This window comes from Lysinibacillus sp. UGB7 (assembly GCF_049058285.1).
Classification (GTDB): domain Bacteria; phylum Bacillota; class Bacilli; order Bacillales_A; family Planococcaceae; genus Lysinibacillus; species Lysinibacillus sphaericus_B.
The window spans coordinates 127,517-146,265 of sequence record NZ_JBMGUV010000006.1; the positions used below are offsets into that span (position 1 = coordinate 127,517).

Annotated in this window: 5 protein-coding genes; all 5 read left to right on the forward strand. The window is 32.8% G+C overall.

The features are described from left to right. Positions 1-16: 16 nt before the first annotated feature. The 5 genes from ACOMCU_RS07850 to ACOMCU_RS07870 are packed head-to-tail and all read left to right on the forward strand — an operon-like array spanning position 17 to position 18,738. Positions 17-7,420: a condensation domain-containing protein gene (locus tag ACOMCU_RS07850; protein ID WP_421049835.1), complete on the forward strand. Its 7,404-nt coding sequence runs from the start codon at positions 17-19 to the stop codon at positions 7,418-7,420. After that, complete coding sequence (locus tag ACOMCU_RS07855) at positions 7,417-8,730, forward strand: MFS transporter (RefSeq protein ID WP_421049836.1); 1,314 nt, start codon at positions 7,417-7,419, stop codon at positions 8,728-8,730. The genes ACOMCU_RS07850 and ACOMCU_RS07855 overlap by 4 nt, the downstream gene beginning before the upstream one ends. Beyond that, on the forward strand, positions 8,708-12,553 hold the full coding sequence (locus tag ACOMCU_RS07860; protein WP_421049837.1) for a beta-ketoacyl synthase N-terminal-like domain-containing protein: 3,846 nt from the start codon (positions 8,708-8,710) through the stop codon (positions 12,551-12,553). The genes ACOMCU_RS07855 and ACOMCU_RS07860 overlap by 23 nt, the downstream gene beginning before the upstream one ends. A 42-nt stretch (positions 12,554-12,595) precedes the next feature. Then, on the forward strand, positions 12,596-13,837 hold the full coding sequence (fabD, locus tag ACOMCU_RS07865) for an ACP S-malonyltransferase (RefSeq protein WP_010859488.1): 1,242 nt from the start codon (positions 12,596-12,598) through the stop codon (positions 13,835-13,837). Between the two features lie 35 nt (positions 13,838-13,872). Beyond that, positions 13,873-18,738, forward strand: a complete 4,866-nt coding sequence (locus ACOMCU_RS07870) for an amino acid adenylation domain-containing protein (protein WP_421049838.1) — start codon at positions 13,873-13,875, stop codon at positions 18,736-18,738. Positions 18,739-18,749 lie beyond the last annotated feature (11 nt).

The following is an 18,749-nucleotide window of genomic DNA, read 5'->3' on the forward strand; positions in this document are numbered from 1 at the left end:
AAGGAGGATAAATATTATGAGTAAATTAATACCTCAAGTTTTAAATCTTCTTAAAAATAAAGAACTCACAAAAAACGCAGCAAAGCAAATCATTGAATCGGTGAATGAAATTAAAAGTAATTCAAAACCGGAAGTTGATAAAAAGATCGCAATTATCGGAATCTCTACTGAATTACCTGGTGCTAAAAATTTTGATGAATTTTGGAATGTTATAAGCGGTGAACAGGACAAAATAACAGAATTAAGTGATTCTAGGAAATCATTGTGTGAGGGGTTCCTTGTTAATAATATGGAAAAGCTTAAAATATCCAAAGAGAAGCCGTTTTGGGATGCAGCGTGGCTAGATGAAGTTGATAAATTTGATGCTGGATTTTTTAATATTTCAGCTGCTGAAGCAAAGGTGATGGACCCACAACAGCGTAGATTTCTTCAAACAGCATACCAATGTTTTGAAGATGCTGGTTATGCAGGGAGTCGTATGAAAAATTCTAATACGGGTGTCTATATTTCCGCTGCTATGACCAATTACTCTGAAGGCTTGGATGAATTCACACCATTAAGTGTTCCGGGCAATATTCCTGCTTTTACAGCTTCAAGAATTTCTTATATTTTCAATTTAAAAGGACCATCTTATGTAGTAAATGCTACTTGTGCCTCCTCAATGTTGGCAATTCACGAGGCTTGTGTAGGTTTAATGAATAATGACTGTGAAACGGCATTAGTCGGTGGTGTTAATATTTTTCCTTATCCAATAAATAGTGAAAAACTTTTTATGAATGCTGCGGGCATTATGTCTGAGCAACAAAAGTGTAAGCCATTTGACGACTCAGCAAGTGGAATTGGAAGAGGCGAAGGGGCGGTAGCGCTTTTATTAAAGCCTTTAGATCAAGCTATAGAAGATAATGATAATATCCATGCTGTTATAATTGCCTCTAGAGTAAATAATGATGGTACTTCAGCGGGTATAACTGCACCAAATCCTAAAGCACATGCAGATTTATTAGCTGAAACTTGGGATCGAGCTGGCATTAAGCCGGAGCAAATTGACTACATTGAAGCGCATGGCACAGGAACTCATTTAGGAGACCCTATTGAGATAAAAGGCATTCAAGAAGCAATTGAACGAAGTAACAATGATAAACAGTTTTTGCCTATTGGTTCTGTAAAAGGAAATATTGGGCATTTACTTGATGGAGCTGCAGGTTTATCGGGAGTTATTAAAGCGCTACATGTAATAAAAAAGGGAATAGTTCCACCTACAATAAATTTAGTTGAACCAAATACACACATTGATTTTGTAAATTCGCCAGTATTTATTCCGACATTACCATATAACATTAAAAAAAATAAAAAAGAAAATGAACCTATTATAGCTGGTGTAAGCTGCTTTGGCTTCAATGGTACAAATGTACATTTACTATTAGAGGAAGCTCCAAAGAAAGCTGAAATCGATAAGAAAGAAAATAGTAGAAAAGCTTATGTGATTCCTTTTTCTGCTAAATCTGAATTATCTTTGCGAGGTACTATTGAACATTTTTCTAATTTAACTGCAGATATGATTAATTTAAGTGATTTAGCGTATACGATGTGTACAGGTAGAGAGCATCATGATATAAGAGTGGCAATTATTGCTGAGACAATGGATGACCTAATAGTCGCATGTAAAAATTTAATTGATCAAGATATGAGCAGTTGGGAAAAAATTGTAATTACGACAAATCATAACGATAACACTATGAAAACTTTGGCAGAAAGTTATATTTTAGGTGAAAAATGTAGTTGGCATAAACAATTTCAGAATGAAAATAATTTTAAAATTTCTTTGCCTACATACTTTTTTGACGAGAAATCTTATTGGTTACAGAGTGAAGGTAGCGTAAAAGTTAAAGAGGTAAAAGGAAAATCAACTCTTGAAGAAATCATTAGTTTAGCAGAAATAATTTTAGAAACAGAGAATATTAAGCAGACGGATAGTTTTATATCAGTAGGTGGAAATTCTCTTTCAGGATTACAATTTATTACCCGTTTGAAAAAACAATTCAATAAAGACTTTGTTTTAGATGATGTATTCCTTACATTTGAACAACTTAGTAAACAAATAAACAATGAAAATTTAAAATCGGCAGAAATCATACCTCAAATAAGTGCAGAAAATGTTGAATATCCATTATCATACGGTCAAAACCGATTAAGCATAATCGAACAATTAACAGACCAAAAAATGGTTTACAATACACCGTTTATCTTTAAAGTTAACGGGTTAGTAGACAATGAGAGATTACGTGAAACATTCGATTTACTTTCACAGAGACATGAGTCCTTAAGAACAATATTTGTGAAGTATGAGAATGGGAATAAACAGAAAATACTGCAAAATCCAAACTATTTATTTGAATATAAAGATTTTAATTTAGAAGATAATGCTGAAGCTAAAGCAATGGACCAAATAAATCTTTGGAAAGAAACTCCTTATGATTTAGAAACGGGACCACTTTTAAGAGTACTTGTTTATAAAATAGCAAAAGATAAAAGTCTTTTTGCTTTAATGATGCACCATATTATTGTAGATGGCTGGTCATTATCGCTATTATCGGATGAACTCTTCACTTTATACAATAGTGGTAATAATCTATATGACGACCTACCAGCAATAGAAAATACGTATGTAGATTTTGCTACATGGCAACGTGAAAATATAGAAAGTGGTAGGTTTAAACAACATGAAGATTACTGGCTTCATACATTAAGCGGAAATCTCCCTATTACTGAAATCACAGGCGATAAATTAAGACCAAACACTTTCCAATATACTGGAAAGATTAAGAGATTTGATATTAGTGCTACATTAGCAGATAAATTAAGATCTTTTGCAAGTACTCAAGAAAGTACGTTATACATGGTTTTAGTTTCAAGTGTATTTAAACTTATTAATCAGATGACTGGTGATACTGATATGGTGGTTGGTACACCGGTATCTGGAAGATTGAATGAAGAATTAGAGAAAATAATTGGTTTATTCACGAATACAATCCCAATCAGGATTAATTACGAAGAACATGAGGACTTCCTTGCATTATTAAGAAATGTAAAGTCAGTGTTATTGGATAGCTTTAAACATCAAGAATATCCTTTCGATTTATTAGTGGAAAAATTAGATTTACCTCGAGATACTAGTCGTTCACCTTTATTTAATATAAACGTGGCACTTCAAAATTTTAAATTTAAAAATACAGCATCAGCGTTTGACGATGCGGAACTAACACCTATTGTTTCTGAACACAAAACAAGTAAATGGGACCTTGAATTTGAATTTGTTGAATTACCAGATGGAGAGTTATTCTGTAATCTTGAGTACTATGACAGCGTATATTCCTCTAAATTTATTAATTCATTAATTGAAACGTATTTAAAAATACTAGATACGATTTTACATGAAGATGAATTAAATAATACTGATGTAGAAGGAAGTCTAAGTGTCATAAATGGTCAATTTGTCGATGATGGCAAAAACTTTTTAAATACCATTTTAATGATGGCAGAAACGAACCCAGAAAAAACAGCATTGGAAGATAACGAAGGTTCATTAACATATCGAGAGTTAATAGTAAGAAGTAAATCAATAGCAAGTAAATTGTTGAACAGCAACAGTGAAATTAAAAATGTTGTCATTATTTCTAACAATAATAGAACTGCAATTTTAGGTATTTTATCTTGTTTAATGAGTAACGTCACATTCATACCTGTATCACCTAAAAATCCAAAAGCAAGAATTGAATCTATTATGCATCAAAGTCAAGCTAACTTTATTATTTCAGAAAAAAAATTCTATTCATTGTGTAATAGGCTTTTATTCGAAAATGAAAATATTCAATCGGTTATGGTGTTAGGAGAAACGGATTTAGACCAGTGTGCTGTTGCTGATTCAAGTGAATTAATGGACGAATCTTTGTGGAACTATTTCGCTGAAGGGCAAAAAACGGAGATAGAGGCTAGTGGTTGGAATAGCAGTTATACAGGTGAAGCGTTCAGTGCATTAGAAATGCAAGAGTATGTGGGGAATGCAGTAAACAAAATAAAAGAGTATTTACCACAAGATTCAAACGTATTAGAGCTTGGATGTGGCTCAGGTTTGACAACTTTTGCTCTTGCTCCATATGCGCGAACGTATACAGCAATGGATTTATCTTCATCAATCATTGAAAGGAATAGACAAATTGCTAAGAAATCTAGCTTTAACAATATTGAATTTAGCGTTTCGACGGCACATTCCTTTAATAAATTTGAAACAGAGTTAGATGCTGTTGTCATTAATAGTGTTATTCACTGTTTCCCAAGCTACGGCTATTTAAAGGTAGTACTTCAAAAAGCTATCGACTCGTTAAAAGAGGGCGGAATAATCTTCTTAGGAGATTTATTAGATATTGATAAAAAAGATGAATTTGTCTCTTCTTTAAAAGCATTTAAGGAAGAAAACATTGATTTGAATACTAAATTAGATTGGGATACAGATTTATTTATAAACGAAGAAATCTTAAAAGAGCTTCTCAATGATGTGTGTGCTGATATACAAATTGAATGTTCTGAGAAAAAATATACTGTAAGCAATGAACTAAATCAGTATAGATTTGATGCTGTCATCATTGTTAAAGAAAAGGGAGAAAAATATAGACAGAGCAGCTCTAAAAATATGTTAAGTGATGTAATTCAACTAGACGAAAATTTAGAAATCGAATTCAATACCATTTCTAATACTTTACCAGCATATATTCTCTTTACATCCGGTAGCACTGGAAAACCTAAAGGTGTAGTAGTCTCAAGTAAAAACCTTAATAATTATTTGAATTGGGCTGCTGAATACTACTCACCTACAAATGTACCTTTAAATATGCCATTTTTCACTTCCATATCTGTGGATTTAACAATTACTTCAATGTTTATTCCACTAATCACAGGAGGAAAAATAATATGTTGTGAAGGGGAAATTGATCAAACTTTTGAAAGTGTATCAAATATAAAAGGCAAAATAACGATTAAAGGTACCCCTAAACAAATACAGTATTTAATCGAGAGTGAGAGGTTTTCACCAGATGTAGAGTGTTTTATTTTAGGTGGAGAAGCTTTAGATATGTCGTTATGTAAAGCGCTGCAAGAGAAATTCCAGAATGCTCGCATTATTAATGAATATGGACCAACTGAAGCTACTGTTGGAACGATTTATCATGAAGTAACAGAAGAAGACCTAAATTCAGATTACATCCATGCGCCAATCGGATTACCAATCAACAACACTACCGTTTACATTCTGAACAATAAAAATCAACTAGCTCCATCATACGGTGTTGGTGAAATTGCATTAAGTGGTGAAAGTATTGCCTTAGGATATTTGGGAGAGCCGAATTTAACTAGAACTAAGTTTATAGCTAATCATATTAACCATTTACAATCAGGATATTTATATAAGACAGGGGATATGGGGCAAGTATTACCAAATGGTAAGATTGTTTGTTATGGTCGCAAAGATAATATGGTTAAAATTCGTGGTCACAGGGTTGAACTTGAAGAAATTGAAAAATACTTACGAGAAGTTCCAAGCGTTAAAGATGCTGTTGTTACATTAAATAAAAATGAATTTGGTGAACAACTATGTGCTTACTTAGTCTGTCAACAAGAGATTAATCAAAGAGATATTGAAAAACTCCTATTACGTCATTTACCAGAATATTTAGTTCCAACTTATTATCAAAAAATAGAGCGAATTCCAATGGCTAATAGCGGGAAAGTAGATAGACTTTCACTTCCAAGCCCTGAATTATACGATGACAAGATGGTTCAGAAAGACGATATCAGTAGTTTGACAGAGATGGAAAGGGAATTACTTTCAATATTAGAAGGGATTCTAGGTAATCATAACGTTAACATAGATTCAGATTTCTTTAAAATTGGAGGAGACTCCATTAAGGCATTAAAGTTTATTTCTAAGGCAAAAGAGAAAAATATTGTTTTAAAAATTAACCACATCTTTAATTATAGAAGTATTCGAAAAATAGCTTTGAAAGCTAGTAAAGAAATTGACATTCATAAAGAATGGCAAGAATTAAGTTCTAAGAAGATTCCACTAGCTCCGATGCAAAAATGGTTCTTCAAACAGTCGTTTAAGCATGCACACTATTGGAACTTATTAATGTCAGTAGAATTACCTGAGAAAGTGGATGTAGTTGCTTTAGAAAAGTCTTTCAAATCAATCATTTCAGTAAATGAAAGCTTGTTGACTTGGTTTGATGTTAAAGATACAGAACCGAAGGCTTTTGTTGAACCGAAATTAGCAAACACATTTAAGCTAATAGTGAAAGATTTAAAATTAATACCTCCAAGTATGTTAAAAGAAGAAATTGAAAAGATTCAATTCCAATTACAAGATAGCTTTGATTTTGGCAAGGTATTACCAATAGGTGCAGTAGTATTCCTGACATCTAAGAAGCCTATCTTGACATTCTTTATTCACCATCTAGTCGTTGATGGAGTTTCATGGAGAGTCTTAATAGAAGAATTAGAAAATAATTATTTGGCGATAGTAAATGGTAAAGATAAGTTCAGTTTCCCTATGACGCAATTTTCAGATTGGATAGAAGAATTGTATAAAGAGGAACTACGCATTAATCAATCTTATTGGGAAACTATTGACGTAAATAATGTACATCCATTATGTATTCAGCCTGTCAGAAAAGATTATTTATTTAAGAATCGATATCACGTAACGAAACTTCTAAGTGAGGAAAGTACAAATCAATTTTTAAATGCAAGAAAGCAATCAGAACTTTACAAACCTGATGCACTCATTGCAGTAACGTTTGCTCAAGCGTTTAGTCAAGTATTCGGTCAAAAAGATGTGTTATTTAACTTTGAAGGGCATGGACGCGATAGTCGCCAATTATCATTAGATCTTAGTAGGACGATAGGTTGGTTTACGACGATGTATCCGCTACATGTGTCATTAAATACTATAGATGAAATGCTTTACTCAGTTGGTAAATCGTTGAGCGAAATTGGTAGTGGATTGGACTTTATGGTATCAAGATGGATCAGAGAAAATAACAACATGACATGTATTCAACCATCTTTATTGGTCAATTACTTAGGAGATTTTGATAACGATATTAGTACTTCAACAAATAGTAAAAATGGAGACAATGGAGTGTTACAATATTCTCCAAATCTTACTCAGGCTCCTGCTATTCATCCTGACAATGAGCTTTCTAATATTTTGGAAATGAACATATTTATTTTGGATGGGAAACTTAATATTAGCTTAGAGGTAGATAGACAAATTATAAGTAATGAAAAAGCTCATCATCTCTTATCTAAATTTGAAGAAATATTGGTTGAATGTAGTGGAAATGCAAAGGAGCCCCAAAGTACATGATAACTTATTTTAGCAAACTAACGAGCAGCGGATTTTCAATCTTTCTAATGGTTGTAGCTACTCATTTTATTTCTTTATTAGGTTCTTCTGTTGCAAGGTTTGGACTTGGTGTCTGGGCTTATCAGAGTACAGGACAAGTATCTAGTTTTGCAATAGTACTGGTTGCAGGATTTCTCCCAGCAATTTTGTTATCACCTTTTGTAGGAATCTGGATAGATAGAAAGGGTCCTAGATTATTAATTTTACTAGGAGATATTATTGGGCTCATTATTTCCTCAATAATTTTCTCCTCCCTTATATTAGGGAATATAAGTATGGTCCATGTCATTGCAGGTGCTATATCGCTTTCTATAGTAAGCTCTATGCAAACGCCAGCATTACAAACACTAGTACCTCTATTGGTACCGAAAGAAAAGTTATCTAGAGCTAATGGTGTATTTTCAATGGCAACATCAACTAGTGATGTGCTAGGTCCTGTTATTGGTGGTGTAATAATGGGATTTGGAAGCATTGTTTATATCATTGGTGCGGAGCTAGTTACTTACTGTATTGCGATTCCTATTCTATTAATACTTTGGACAAAATTAAGTGTCAAAGAGAACAGTGATAATGAAGATAAAAATGTAAATTCATCTATTTTTGATGATTTGAAGGAGGGTTTTAATTATTTAATTAAGCATAAGTCTCTTCTTACTTTAGTGCTTTTGTTTACGGTTTTGAACTTTGCATTAGGGTTTAATCAAGTAGTTGGACAGCCATATATATTGAGCTTTGGTACTGTTGAACAGTTCGGGTTATTAAGCTCTATATATGGAGGAGGAATGGTATTAGGGGGATTGCTAATGTCATTTATTAAATTAAAGACCCACATTATATGGTTAGTATTGATTTCGAATTTTGGTATTGGTGTTTTTATAACGTTAACAGGGTTATTCAATAATATTTTCTTAATTGCCGTTTTTTGGGCTGGATTGGGGTTATTACTACCAGTGGTTAATACAGGTACACTTACTTTAATTCAACTTCATACGGAGCCAAATTTATTAGGAAGAGTTTTTTCGATTTCTAGAACATTAGCTTGGATTTCTTTACCATTAGCTTATATTTTAGGAGGGGTACTTGCTGATAGATTAGTTGCTTCCAACGCAAATATTATCCCTTATTTAGGTAGCGGGGAACGAGGAGTTTATGGAACGCTGCTTCTCTTAGCTGGAGGCCTAATTATAGTAACTGTCGCAATTTTCGCTCAGCTGAAATTCATTAAAGACTTTGATAGGAGAGAGGAAAATGAAGTACAACACACTGTCTAAAAAAATATTAAGTTTAGTAGAAGAAAATAAGTTAGATACACATTTAGCATTAAATATATTAGATGAAATTGAAAAGGATACAAGTGAACCGCTTGCAATTGTTGGCATGTCTTTGAGATTTCCTGAAGTCTCAAATTTAGATGATTTATGGTCAGGTCTTGTGAACAAAAAGGATTTTGTTACTGAATTTTCAAAAGAGCGTTTTGATTTAATTGTCAACTCTAATCCTAAATTACATGAACTGTATAGCCATTTGAAAAATAAAATAACGAATGATCCAAGGTCATATGGCTCATGGCTTCATAATATTGAACAGTTTGATCCTGAAAAATTTGGATTAAATGAGCATGAAGCCCAATTTATGGGACCAGCAGAGCGCCTGTTTTTACAGGTTGCATTAGAGTCATTATACATGGCAGGCTACCAGGAAAATCACCTAAAGGATTCAAATACTGGAGTATTTATAGCACATACTCCTCATCCTGCATTTGATTATTTAAATTTATTCGAAGAAAGAGATGAGCGGGCTTTCATATCAAATATACCTGCAAATCTGGGGTATCATTTATCGTATGCATTAGATTTAAAAGGGCCAGTTATGACAATAAATACTAGTTGTTCCTCTTCTTTAGCCGCTGTTCATGTTGCTAAGAATGCGCTTAAGCAGGGAGATTGTAACTTAGCGGTAGTTGCTGGGGTGAATTTAAATTTATTCCCTTATTGGGAAGAGGAAGCACCTGATTATGTTGTAAGAAGTACAAAATATAGATGTTCACCATTTGATAAAAGCGGAGATGGGATTATCGGAGGTGAAGGGGTTGCTGCTATTGTTATAAAGAGATTATCTGATGCAATAAATGACAACAACCATATCCATGCTGTTCTAAAGGGTTCTAGTATAAGTAGCGATGGAGCATCAAACGGAATGCAAGTTCCTAATCCTGATGCCCAATCTAAAGCTATAATGGATGCTCTTGATGAAGCAAAATTATCATTCAATGAAATTGATTTTGTTGAGGCGCACGGAGCGGGAACTCAAGTTGGTGATTTAATCGAAGTAGAGGGTCTTAAAAAAGCATATTTAGAAAAATCAAATAAGACTAGTGAATGTCAATTAGGTTCGATTAAGTCTAATTTTGGCCATATGGGGGATGCAGCAGGCATTGCAGGTTTAATGAAAGCAGTGCTTTCAATAGAAAAAAGAGAAGTTCCAGGTCTTAATCATTTTGAAGTAGAAAATCCTAAAATCGGCTTTAAAGACTCACCATTCAAAGTCAGCTCAGAAAATAAAAAGTATGATGGAAATAGAATTTTAAGAGCGGGAGTTAACTCAATAGGTATAAGCGGTACGAATGTTCATGTCGTATTAGAGGGATATCAATCTAATAAAACGGAACAGTTTAGTAGCACGTTAACACCACTGTTTATTTCAAGTAAAACTCGAAGAGCACTTTGGGATCAAATAAAACTCTTAGCTATTCATCTTAAAAATAATCAAAATTACAGCATTCAAGATTTAGCCTACACTTTAAATAATAGAAGAAGTCATGAACGGTCTAGAATGTGTATTTTTGCAAGTAATTGCAATGAACTACATCAAAAAATCGAAAGATTATTAAATGTTAGAACATTTGAAAAGGTACCGAAGAATTTTTATACACAAGGTATATTTTTAGCTGATGAACATGAAACACAAGTTGAAAGTATTAAAAATCTCGATGAATTTAACGTCTCAACAACATATAAAGATTTAATGCAACAATATTTAGAAGGTAACAATGTTGAGAATGAGTGTCGAGAATTATTTAAAGATGGGAAGTTGCTTCCGTTGCCAGTAAGTATTTTTAATACTAGAAGAATATGGCCATCAAGTAAAGACGCATTCCTAAACCAGACAAAAGAACTTTTCTTTGAGAAGAAATGGATAAATTATCCGTACAACAATACGAATACACATGAAGAATTAAAAGCTGGATCAACTTGGATTTTCTTTATGAATAAAGATGATGAAGATATGGTTGAGCTAAAGAACAAGATGGCTCATATAGGTATAAGAGTAATCGAAGTTCATAAATCAGAAACATTTGTTAAACATACAGATGAACAATATAGTATTGACATTAATTCTGATACAGATATGTATAAGTTGTTTGAAAATATCGGATTACATGAATTAAAGAATTTAAAAGGAATTATTCATTCCTACACATTCAAGCATTTAGATGAAACAATGGAATCGAAAGAAAATATGGAAAAATCCCAAGAGGAAGGTATTTTCTCACTATTCAATATAACAAAAATGTTATTAGAGTTTGATGTTACACATCCAATTCAATTAAATGTCATGTCGTCATTAACAGAACAAATTAAGGATAACGAAAAAATAATCCCTGCCAGAGTAACAATTTTTGGATTAGCAAAAGTTATCTCACAGGAACAACCTACTATTTCATCCTATTCCATTGATCATGACTTGGACGGAGGTTCCCAAGAAATTGCTACACATCTATTTAAAGAGTTACAACAAGACAAAGATACTCGTCCAGAATTAGTCGCATTTAGAAAATCAGAAAGATACACAAAAGTAATTGAAAGACAGAGTGATAACTTTAATGGAAATGAACTCTTAGTAAGGGAGAATGGAAATTATGTTATTGCAGGTGGTACAGGTTACTTAGGTGTTCAATTAGGGAAATTCTTAAGTGAAAAGGAAACTGTCAATATTATTTTATTAGCTAGAAATCTATTGCCAGATCGAATGGAATGGACAAAAATCATTGAGAATAATCAAGCAGAAGACGAAATGTTGATTTATAAATTAACATTAATTATGGAGATTGAAAGTCGAGGTTCTACAGTTACAATCATGCAGTGCGATGTTACAGAAGAACACTCTGTTAAAGAAACGTTTGCGAAAATTAGACAAGATTTTGGCGAAATCAATGGTGCGTTTATGTTAGTAAAACAACTTTATCATTTATGGATAAAAGAATTAAAGCTTGGTCAATTTAAAAAAGGTATTCATAACAGAGTCATCGGTACTTATTTAGTTGAAAAAGAATTAAATCCTGAGCCACTAGATTTCTTTATACTATTTTCTTCAATTTCTTCTTTAATGGGTACGAAATCTGCAAGTGAATGCTGCGCTGTGAATCAATATTTGGACTCAATGGCTGGATATTTGAATCAAAAAGGAATAAACGGTAAAACGATGAACTTTACGTTAATTTTAGATGATAAAAAAGATTTCGGAAGTGATACTGCCATTCCTCCAATTGATTTTATGGATTTCCAAAATTCATTGAACTTATTCTTCAATAAGGGCTATGAATGGAGTCTGATTTCACGTTTTGACTTAGAACAAGTCCATTACCTTAAACCAGTTATTAAAATTCCGTTTGGCGAAAGTTTTTGGAGCGAAGTAGAGTGCTTTAATCATTCTAAAGATGATCAAGATGAAAGTATTCCAATGGAAGATGAAGCTGTGAAAAGTGAGTTTACATTGTCAGAGATTGAAGCCGGTATACGTGAAATTTGGAGAACAGTTCTAGGAGTTACAACTATTAAAGAAATTGATAATTTCTTTAGCTTAGGAGGAAGTTCTTTAAGTGCTTTAAGGTTTGTTCATTTATTTAAAAACAAATTCGTTGGATTAAAGTTTGAGATCTCAGATTTATATAGTAATCCTACATTCCAAGACCAAATTTTATTTTGTGATCAATTTTATAATGCTAAAGATGAATTAAACGATATTCTTGATGCATTTGAGAGTGACGATATTTCTTCAGAAGAGGCACTTTCTCTATTATTGAATAAGCATTGAGTTGAAAAGGATAATTACTTTTAACATGGGGAGGGAAATAGTTTGAACACTGCAATTGTTTTTCCAGGACAAGGTTCACAATACAATTCAATGGGGCAAGATTTATACAATAATTACCAAATAGCTCGTGATTTATATAATGAGGCTAGTGATATATTAGGCTATGATTTATTGAAAGCATGTGAAAATAAAAATGAAGAACTTAGTAATACGGTAATAGTTCAGCCTGCAATACTAGTTTATAGTATTGCTTGCTGGAAGATATTTGAAAAAAATAATGATGTAAAAAACCTCTATTTAACCGGGCATAGCTTAGGTGAACTGTCGGCAGTAGTAGCTGCCGACGGAATTCCCTTTTCGAAGTCAGTTGAATTAGTGAAGCTTCGTGCTTCTTCTATGAATGAATGTACTCAAGATGGCGGTATGATTGTTTGTTTTGGACTTAGCGGAGAAGAGGTGGAGGCTATATGTCAGGAAATAGATACTGACAATAATCATGTAACTGTTGCAAACTTTAACTCTAAAAATCAAATCGTACTAAGTGGTCATAAACATGCATTGGAGCAGGCATCCATTCGGCTACAGAAAAAGGGAGCTGTTACAAAGACATTACATGTTAGTGTTCCTGCTCATAGTAGGCTTATGAAACCTGCGGAAAAAATATTTCAATCAGCTCTACAACAAACACAGATGAATGACTGTAAATATCCTATATTTTCATGCGCTACAGGTGAACCATACAGTAGGGCTAACGAAATAGCGAATCAATTAAGTAGACAACTCACGGAAAGTGTTAGATGGCCAAAGGTTATGGATGTTCTCATTAATAGAGAAGTTAGCACATTTATTGAGATGGGTCCCAAAACAGTTTTAACGGATATTATTAAGATGGAATATCCTGAATATCGAGCTATCCCAGTTAACGAGAAAAATGGCATCCATTCTATTTTAAATAATCTTGATGGAAATACATTAAAAGTAGAAGAAACTATACACTTTTTACAGGCGTGTTTGAGAATTATTATTGGTACACCTTTTAAATCGAAAATTGATAAGCAAGACTTCGAGAGAGAAGTCCATTCTCCCTATAACAAGATTAAACAGGAATTAAAAGAAATGAAAGAAAGTAACCAAATTGCGGTGGAGTCTCATAGAGTGGCAAGTTTATCTCAGCAATTTTTTTCTATTTTAATGCATAAGGGATTTCATAAAAATGAAACACTCGAGTTACTAAAATTATCAATCGCAAATCCAAATTTATATTCTAAAATATCTAAAAATTAATGCTTTTCAATAATTTGTTAGATTGGGGTAATAGAATGTCAAACTTCTTCGAAAGAATTTTTAATGAACAAATCGATTACTATGACGAACAAAGCTTATGGTTCAATCAAAACAAGTACAGTTTAAAACAATTAGCTAATAAAGCGTTTAAACTAGCAACAGTAATGCAAGAGAAGGGAATGAAACAAGGCGCTGAACAAAAAGTCTTGATTGTTCTTAGAAGGTCACCTGCTCTTCTTGTTGCGCATTTATCAACATTTATTGCTGGTGGGGTTATTGTTTGTATCGATCCAGAGACACCGAAGGACAGATTAGACAACATCATTGAAGATATAAACCCTAGCTTAATTATTACACATCAGGATATTTATGAGGCAAATGCTTTTCAAGATCAGATAACTTTTAAGCTTGATGATGTTCTTGAGCATTTTAATTTGGATCATAAAGAAATGAAAGTAAATACGCATTTTTCTTTGAAATCAGCTGCTTATATTGTTTTTACATCAGGTACGACAGGCAAACCTAAAGGTGTAGTCATTGAATGGAAATCTTTAAATCGGTTAATAGATTGGCATACAAATACTTTTAATGTTACAAAAAATTCAATAGTATCTTTAACATCTTCACCTGGATTTGATGCTTCCATATGGGAGATTTGGGGTGCTATTGCTTCCAGAGCGTCAATTTATATTACGACAAATCATGAAAGACTTAACCCGGAGCTATTAAAAAATACTTGGATAGAGCACCAAGTCACGCATTCGTTTGTATCTACCCCAATTGCAGAGCGACTAATGGAGCTGAACTGGGAAAACAGTCATACAGCACTAAAATATCTTTTAGTAGGTGGAGATAAACTAACGAAGCACCCTTCAAAAGATTTACCTTTTTATTTAGTAAACAATTATGGCCCAAGTGAAGGAACTGTTGTAAGTACTTCTGGAATTGTAGAGAGAGATGATGGCAAGGCGAAAAAGCTACCTCATATAGGATCTGCTTTACCTTATGTGAAGTGTTTTATTTTAGATCGAAATTTACAAATCATTAATGATGTAGAGAGAAAAGGAACATTATGGATATCCGGCGATGGATTAGCAAGAGAATATATAAATTTGCCTCGTGAAACAGATGAAAAATTTACAGAGCTAGAAATTGACGGTGAAAATGTAAGAGTCTATAACACTGGAGACGTTGTAAGTTTAGATAATCATGGAAATTTCAATTTCCATGGTAGAAAAGATTTTCAATTAAGCATCAATGGTGTAAGAATAGAATTAGGAGATATAGAGAGTACTCTTCAAAAACATAATAGAGTAAGCCAAGCTATAGCATTACCAATACATATAGCTTCAAATACGCTATTAACCGCATCCATTGTATTAGAAGAGGAATTTTCTGTTTCGGAATTTGAAATATTCAGCTATTTAAAAGAGAAATTGCCAAAAAATATGATTCCAGTTCAAATTATTTTCCATAAACGCCTACCTTTAACTAAAAACGGGAAGGTAGATCGAGATTTATTGAACAAACAACATATTGAATATTTCAAACGAAAACAATTAAGTGAATCTCCAACTAGCAAAATAAGTGATTCTTTGCAAAAAATTATTGATATTTATTCTTCCATATTAGATTTAAAATGTTCTTCACAAACAGATTTGTTTGAAGTTGGGGGAAATTCCTTAGATGCGGCAGAAATTGCTATGAAAGTGTCGAAAACATTTAATGTTGATTGTTTACCATGGCAAGTACAAAAACAGAGAAAACCATGTAACCTAGTGGATATTCTTAATACTTTACCAGCTTTATCAACAAATAATGAATCTACTATATATAACAAAAATGAGTGGTTTCCTGCCACTAGTATGCAAAAAGGGCTTTGGTATTTGTGGAAAACAAATGAAAGGAATCCATTTTATAATGTAGGTGCAACTTTTCATATCAACGGTCAGTTCGATGAACATACACTCTATCAAGCCTTAGTTAATAGCTTTATGAAAAATGCTGCATTTTTTGTGAATTTTAGAGAAAATTCCTCCTATGGGATTGAACAAAAAATTAGAAATACAGATGATTTAGAAGAGAACGTGAATCATCACATTCAAATCTTTAATGTGAAAACTCTTGAGGATGCGCGCGCTCTTGCAAAAACAATTTATAATAAACCATTCTTGTTAGAAAGTGATTTATTGTTTAGAGGAGCAGTAATTCATACAGAGAATTCGGGGTCCATTTTTGTACTTGTATCCCATCATATAGTATGTGATGGATTATCTTTAAAAAATATTCTTCAAGATATATCTAAAGTCTATAATGATGAAATCACTGTAGACGACATGAAATCAAGTAGTGCCGAAAAATTATACAACAATATAAATAGATTAAGCAATAAATCAAAGGATCAAAATCTGAAGGATTTTTGGGTTGAGCAATCTAAGACATTTAGACTCGCTGAATTACCTATTAAAGAGAAATCAGAAGAATATTTAAGAATTGGTAAAATTTTAGAGATAGAGAGTAACATAGGGTTAGGTGGAAAAATAAATCGATTTTCACAGGAGATGAAATTAAGTAAGTTTACAATATTACTAACTGCATGGGCTCTAAATTTAGCAAAATATTGTATGCAGGATACAATAACTATTGGAATTCCTTATCATGGTAGGTCAAATGAAAACTTAGATGATGTAGGTATGTTTGTTAATTTAGTTCCTTTAACGCTTACATTAAATAAAAATGCTTCCTTTAAAGAGCTTCTGCAAGAAATAAGTAATATTGTACATGAAAATATTGCTCATGGTGATTTCTCAATAGTTGATATTGCGGCCAACATTGAAAAAAGAGAGTATTTTGATGTAGTAAATAATACATTCAGTCTTAAAGTGAATCTCGAAATGGATTTAAAAAATACCAACACTAGTTTTATTGAGCAAGATACCGGTGGAGCAAGATTTCCTTTAAGCAGCTTTTTCTATGTAGAAGATGAGGAAGTGAAAGGTCATATAGAATATTCATTTGCTAATTTCACAGAAGCAGAGATTCAATTGTTGGCGGAGAATTATTTTAAATTGCTCGCTTCTTTAATGACTAATCCAAATAATTTATGGAGTTCTGCATTTGCTAAAGGCTCCGTTATATCCTCCAATGATAAGGGGGGACTACTACAAAAAGCTAAGCCACTGCATTGCCAATTTGAAGATGCAGCAATAAAATACAAAGATTATATTGCCATCCAAGAGCTCGATAGAACTTTAACATATGAACAACTAAATCAAGAAGCTGAAAAATATTCTTCGTTACTTCTATCAATGGGTATTGAAAAAGGAGATTATATACCTATTTATATGAGTAGGGGAATTGATGTAATTGCGGTAATACTTGGTGTTCTAAAAGTAGGAGCAGTATATGTTCCTTTAGATACTGAACATCCTATAGCAAGAACACAGAAATTATTGGCCAGATTAAATCCAAAGATTTTAATTGTAAATACAGAAGAAGAGATACCGTATGGAGAATGGGAAGTAATAAATACACTTGAAAAAAATAAATTTGAAAATAATGTCATAACACAAGCAAAGAGAAGTGTTTCTATTGATGATCCGGCCTATCTCATGTTTACCTCCGGATCAACTGGTGAACCAAAAGGTGTATTATGTCCACATTTAGGGGCTTCTTTACGTATATTATGGCAAAAAAATCAAAAAATACTTAAACCTGGTAATAAAACGCTATTTAAAACGCCATATACATTCGATGTATCTGTTTGGGAGATATTTTATACCATCTGTACGGGGGCTACATTAGTTGTTGCTCCTAAGGATTTGCATCGTAATCCTTTAGGTTTATTGAATTTCATTAATGATGAGTCAATTGACTTGTGTCATTTTGTCCCTTCAGTGTTGCAATTAGTGCTCAATGAAATGAACTATCATAAAGGTTACGAATTACCATTAAAATATCTTCATTTAAGTGGTGAAGCCCTGCCTGCTCCATTAGCCAAAAAAATAAGTGAATTATTACCACACGTTAAAGCATTCAATTTATACGGTCCAACCGAGGCAGGTATAGAAGTTACAGTTCAACAAGTGACAAAAGAAAATTATAATATTGGTTTTCCATTACCGTATGTAGAGATGGAAGTGATTGATGAAACTGGTCTACCAGTTCCAAAAGGTTTTCCAGGAGAATTAATGATTGGAGGCCCCTCTCTAGCGAAGGGTTACTTCAAAGATAAAATTGAAACGAGAAAAGTTTTTGTAGAGCGAAATGGAAAAATCTTTTACAAGTCTGGTGATTTGGTTCGGATTTCGGAGGATGGTAGTTTAGATTTTATAGGAAGAAAGGATTCACAAGTTAAGGTAAACGGTGTAAGGATTGAAATAGAAGAAATTGAAGCATGTGTTGTACAACAACCACAAGTCAATGGTGCAACGGTAGTATTAGGGAATGATCAGAATGAGAAACCTTGTTTAGTCTGTTTCTACACTTTAAATTTAAAAGAAAGCTTAAGTAGAGACGATTTGAAAAAAGCTGTCTCTAAAGACTTGCCGGCAACTTATATTCCGTCGATGTTCGTTGAATTAGATAAATTACCATTAACATCTAGTGGAAAAAGAGATCGAAAATTACTTAGCGAAGAGGCTTCACAATATCTCGCAGATGGTGCACAAAATAATTTTAAGAAACCGACAACTAAACTGGAAAAATCAATTGTAGAGGTATGGGCTGAAGTTCTCAAGAAAAACGAAATAGGTATTGATGATAACTTTTTTGAAATCGGTGGAGATTCCATTAAATCTCTTCAAATAGTATCCAAATTACGTACCAATGGTATAGAAATTACTCCGAAAGACTTTTTGAAACACCCAACAATATCAGAAATGTCTCTCATACTTAAATAATTTTGAAGGAG

Excerpts from the sequence above, each read along its gene's own strand:
- ACOMCU_RS07850 (WP_421049835.1), top strand. The coding sequence starts at position 17 with ATGAGTAAATTAATACCTCAAGTTTTAAATCTTCTTAAAAATAAAGAA.
- ACOMCU_RS07855 (WP_421049836.1), top strand. The coding sequence starts at position 7,417 with ATGATAACTTATTTTAGCAAACTAACGAGCAGCGGATTTTCAATCTTT.
- ACOMCU_RS07860 (WP_421049837.1), top strand. The coding sequence starts at position 8,708 with ATGAAGTACAACACACTGTCTAAAAAAATATTAAGTTTAGTAGAAGAA.
- ACOMCU_RS07870 (WP_421049838.1), top strand. The coding sequence starts at position 13,873 with ATGTCAAACTTCTTCGAAAGAATTTTTAATGAACAAATCGATTACTAT.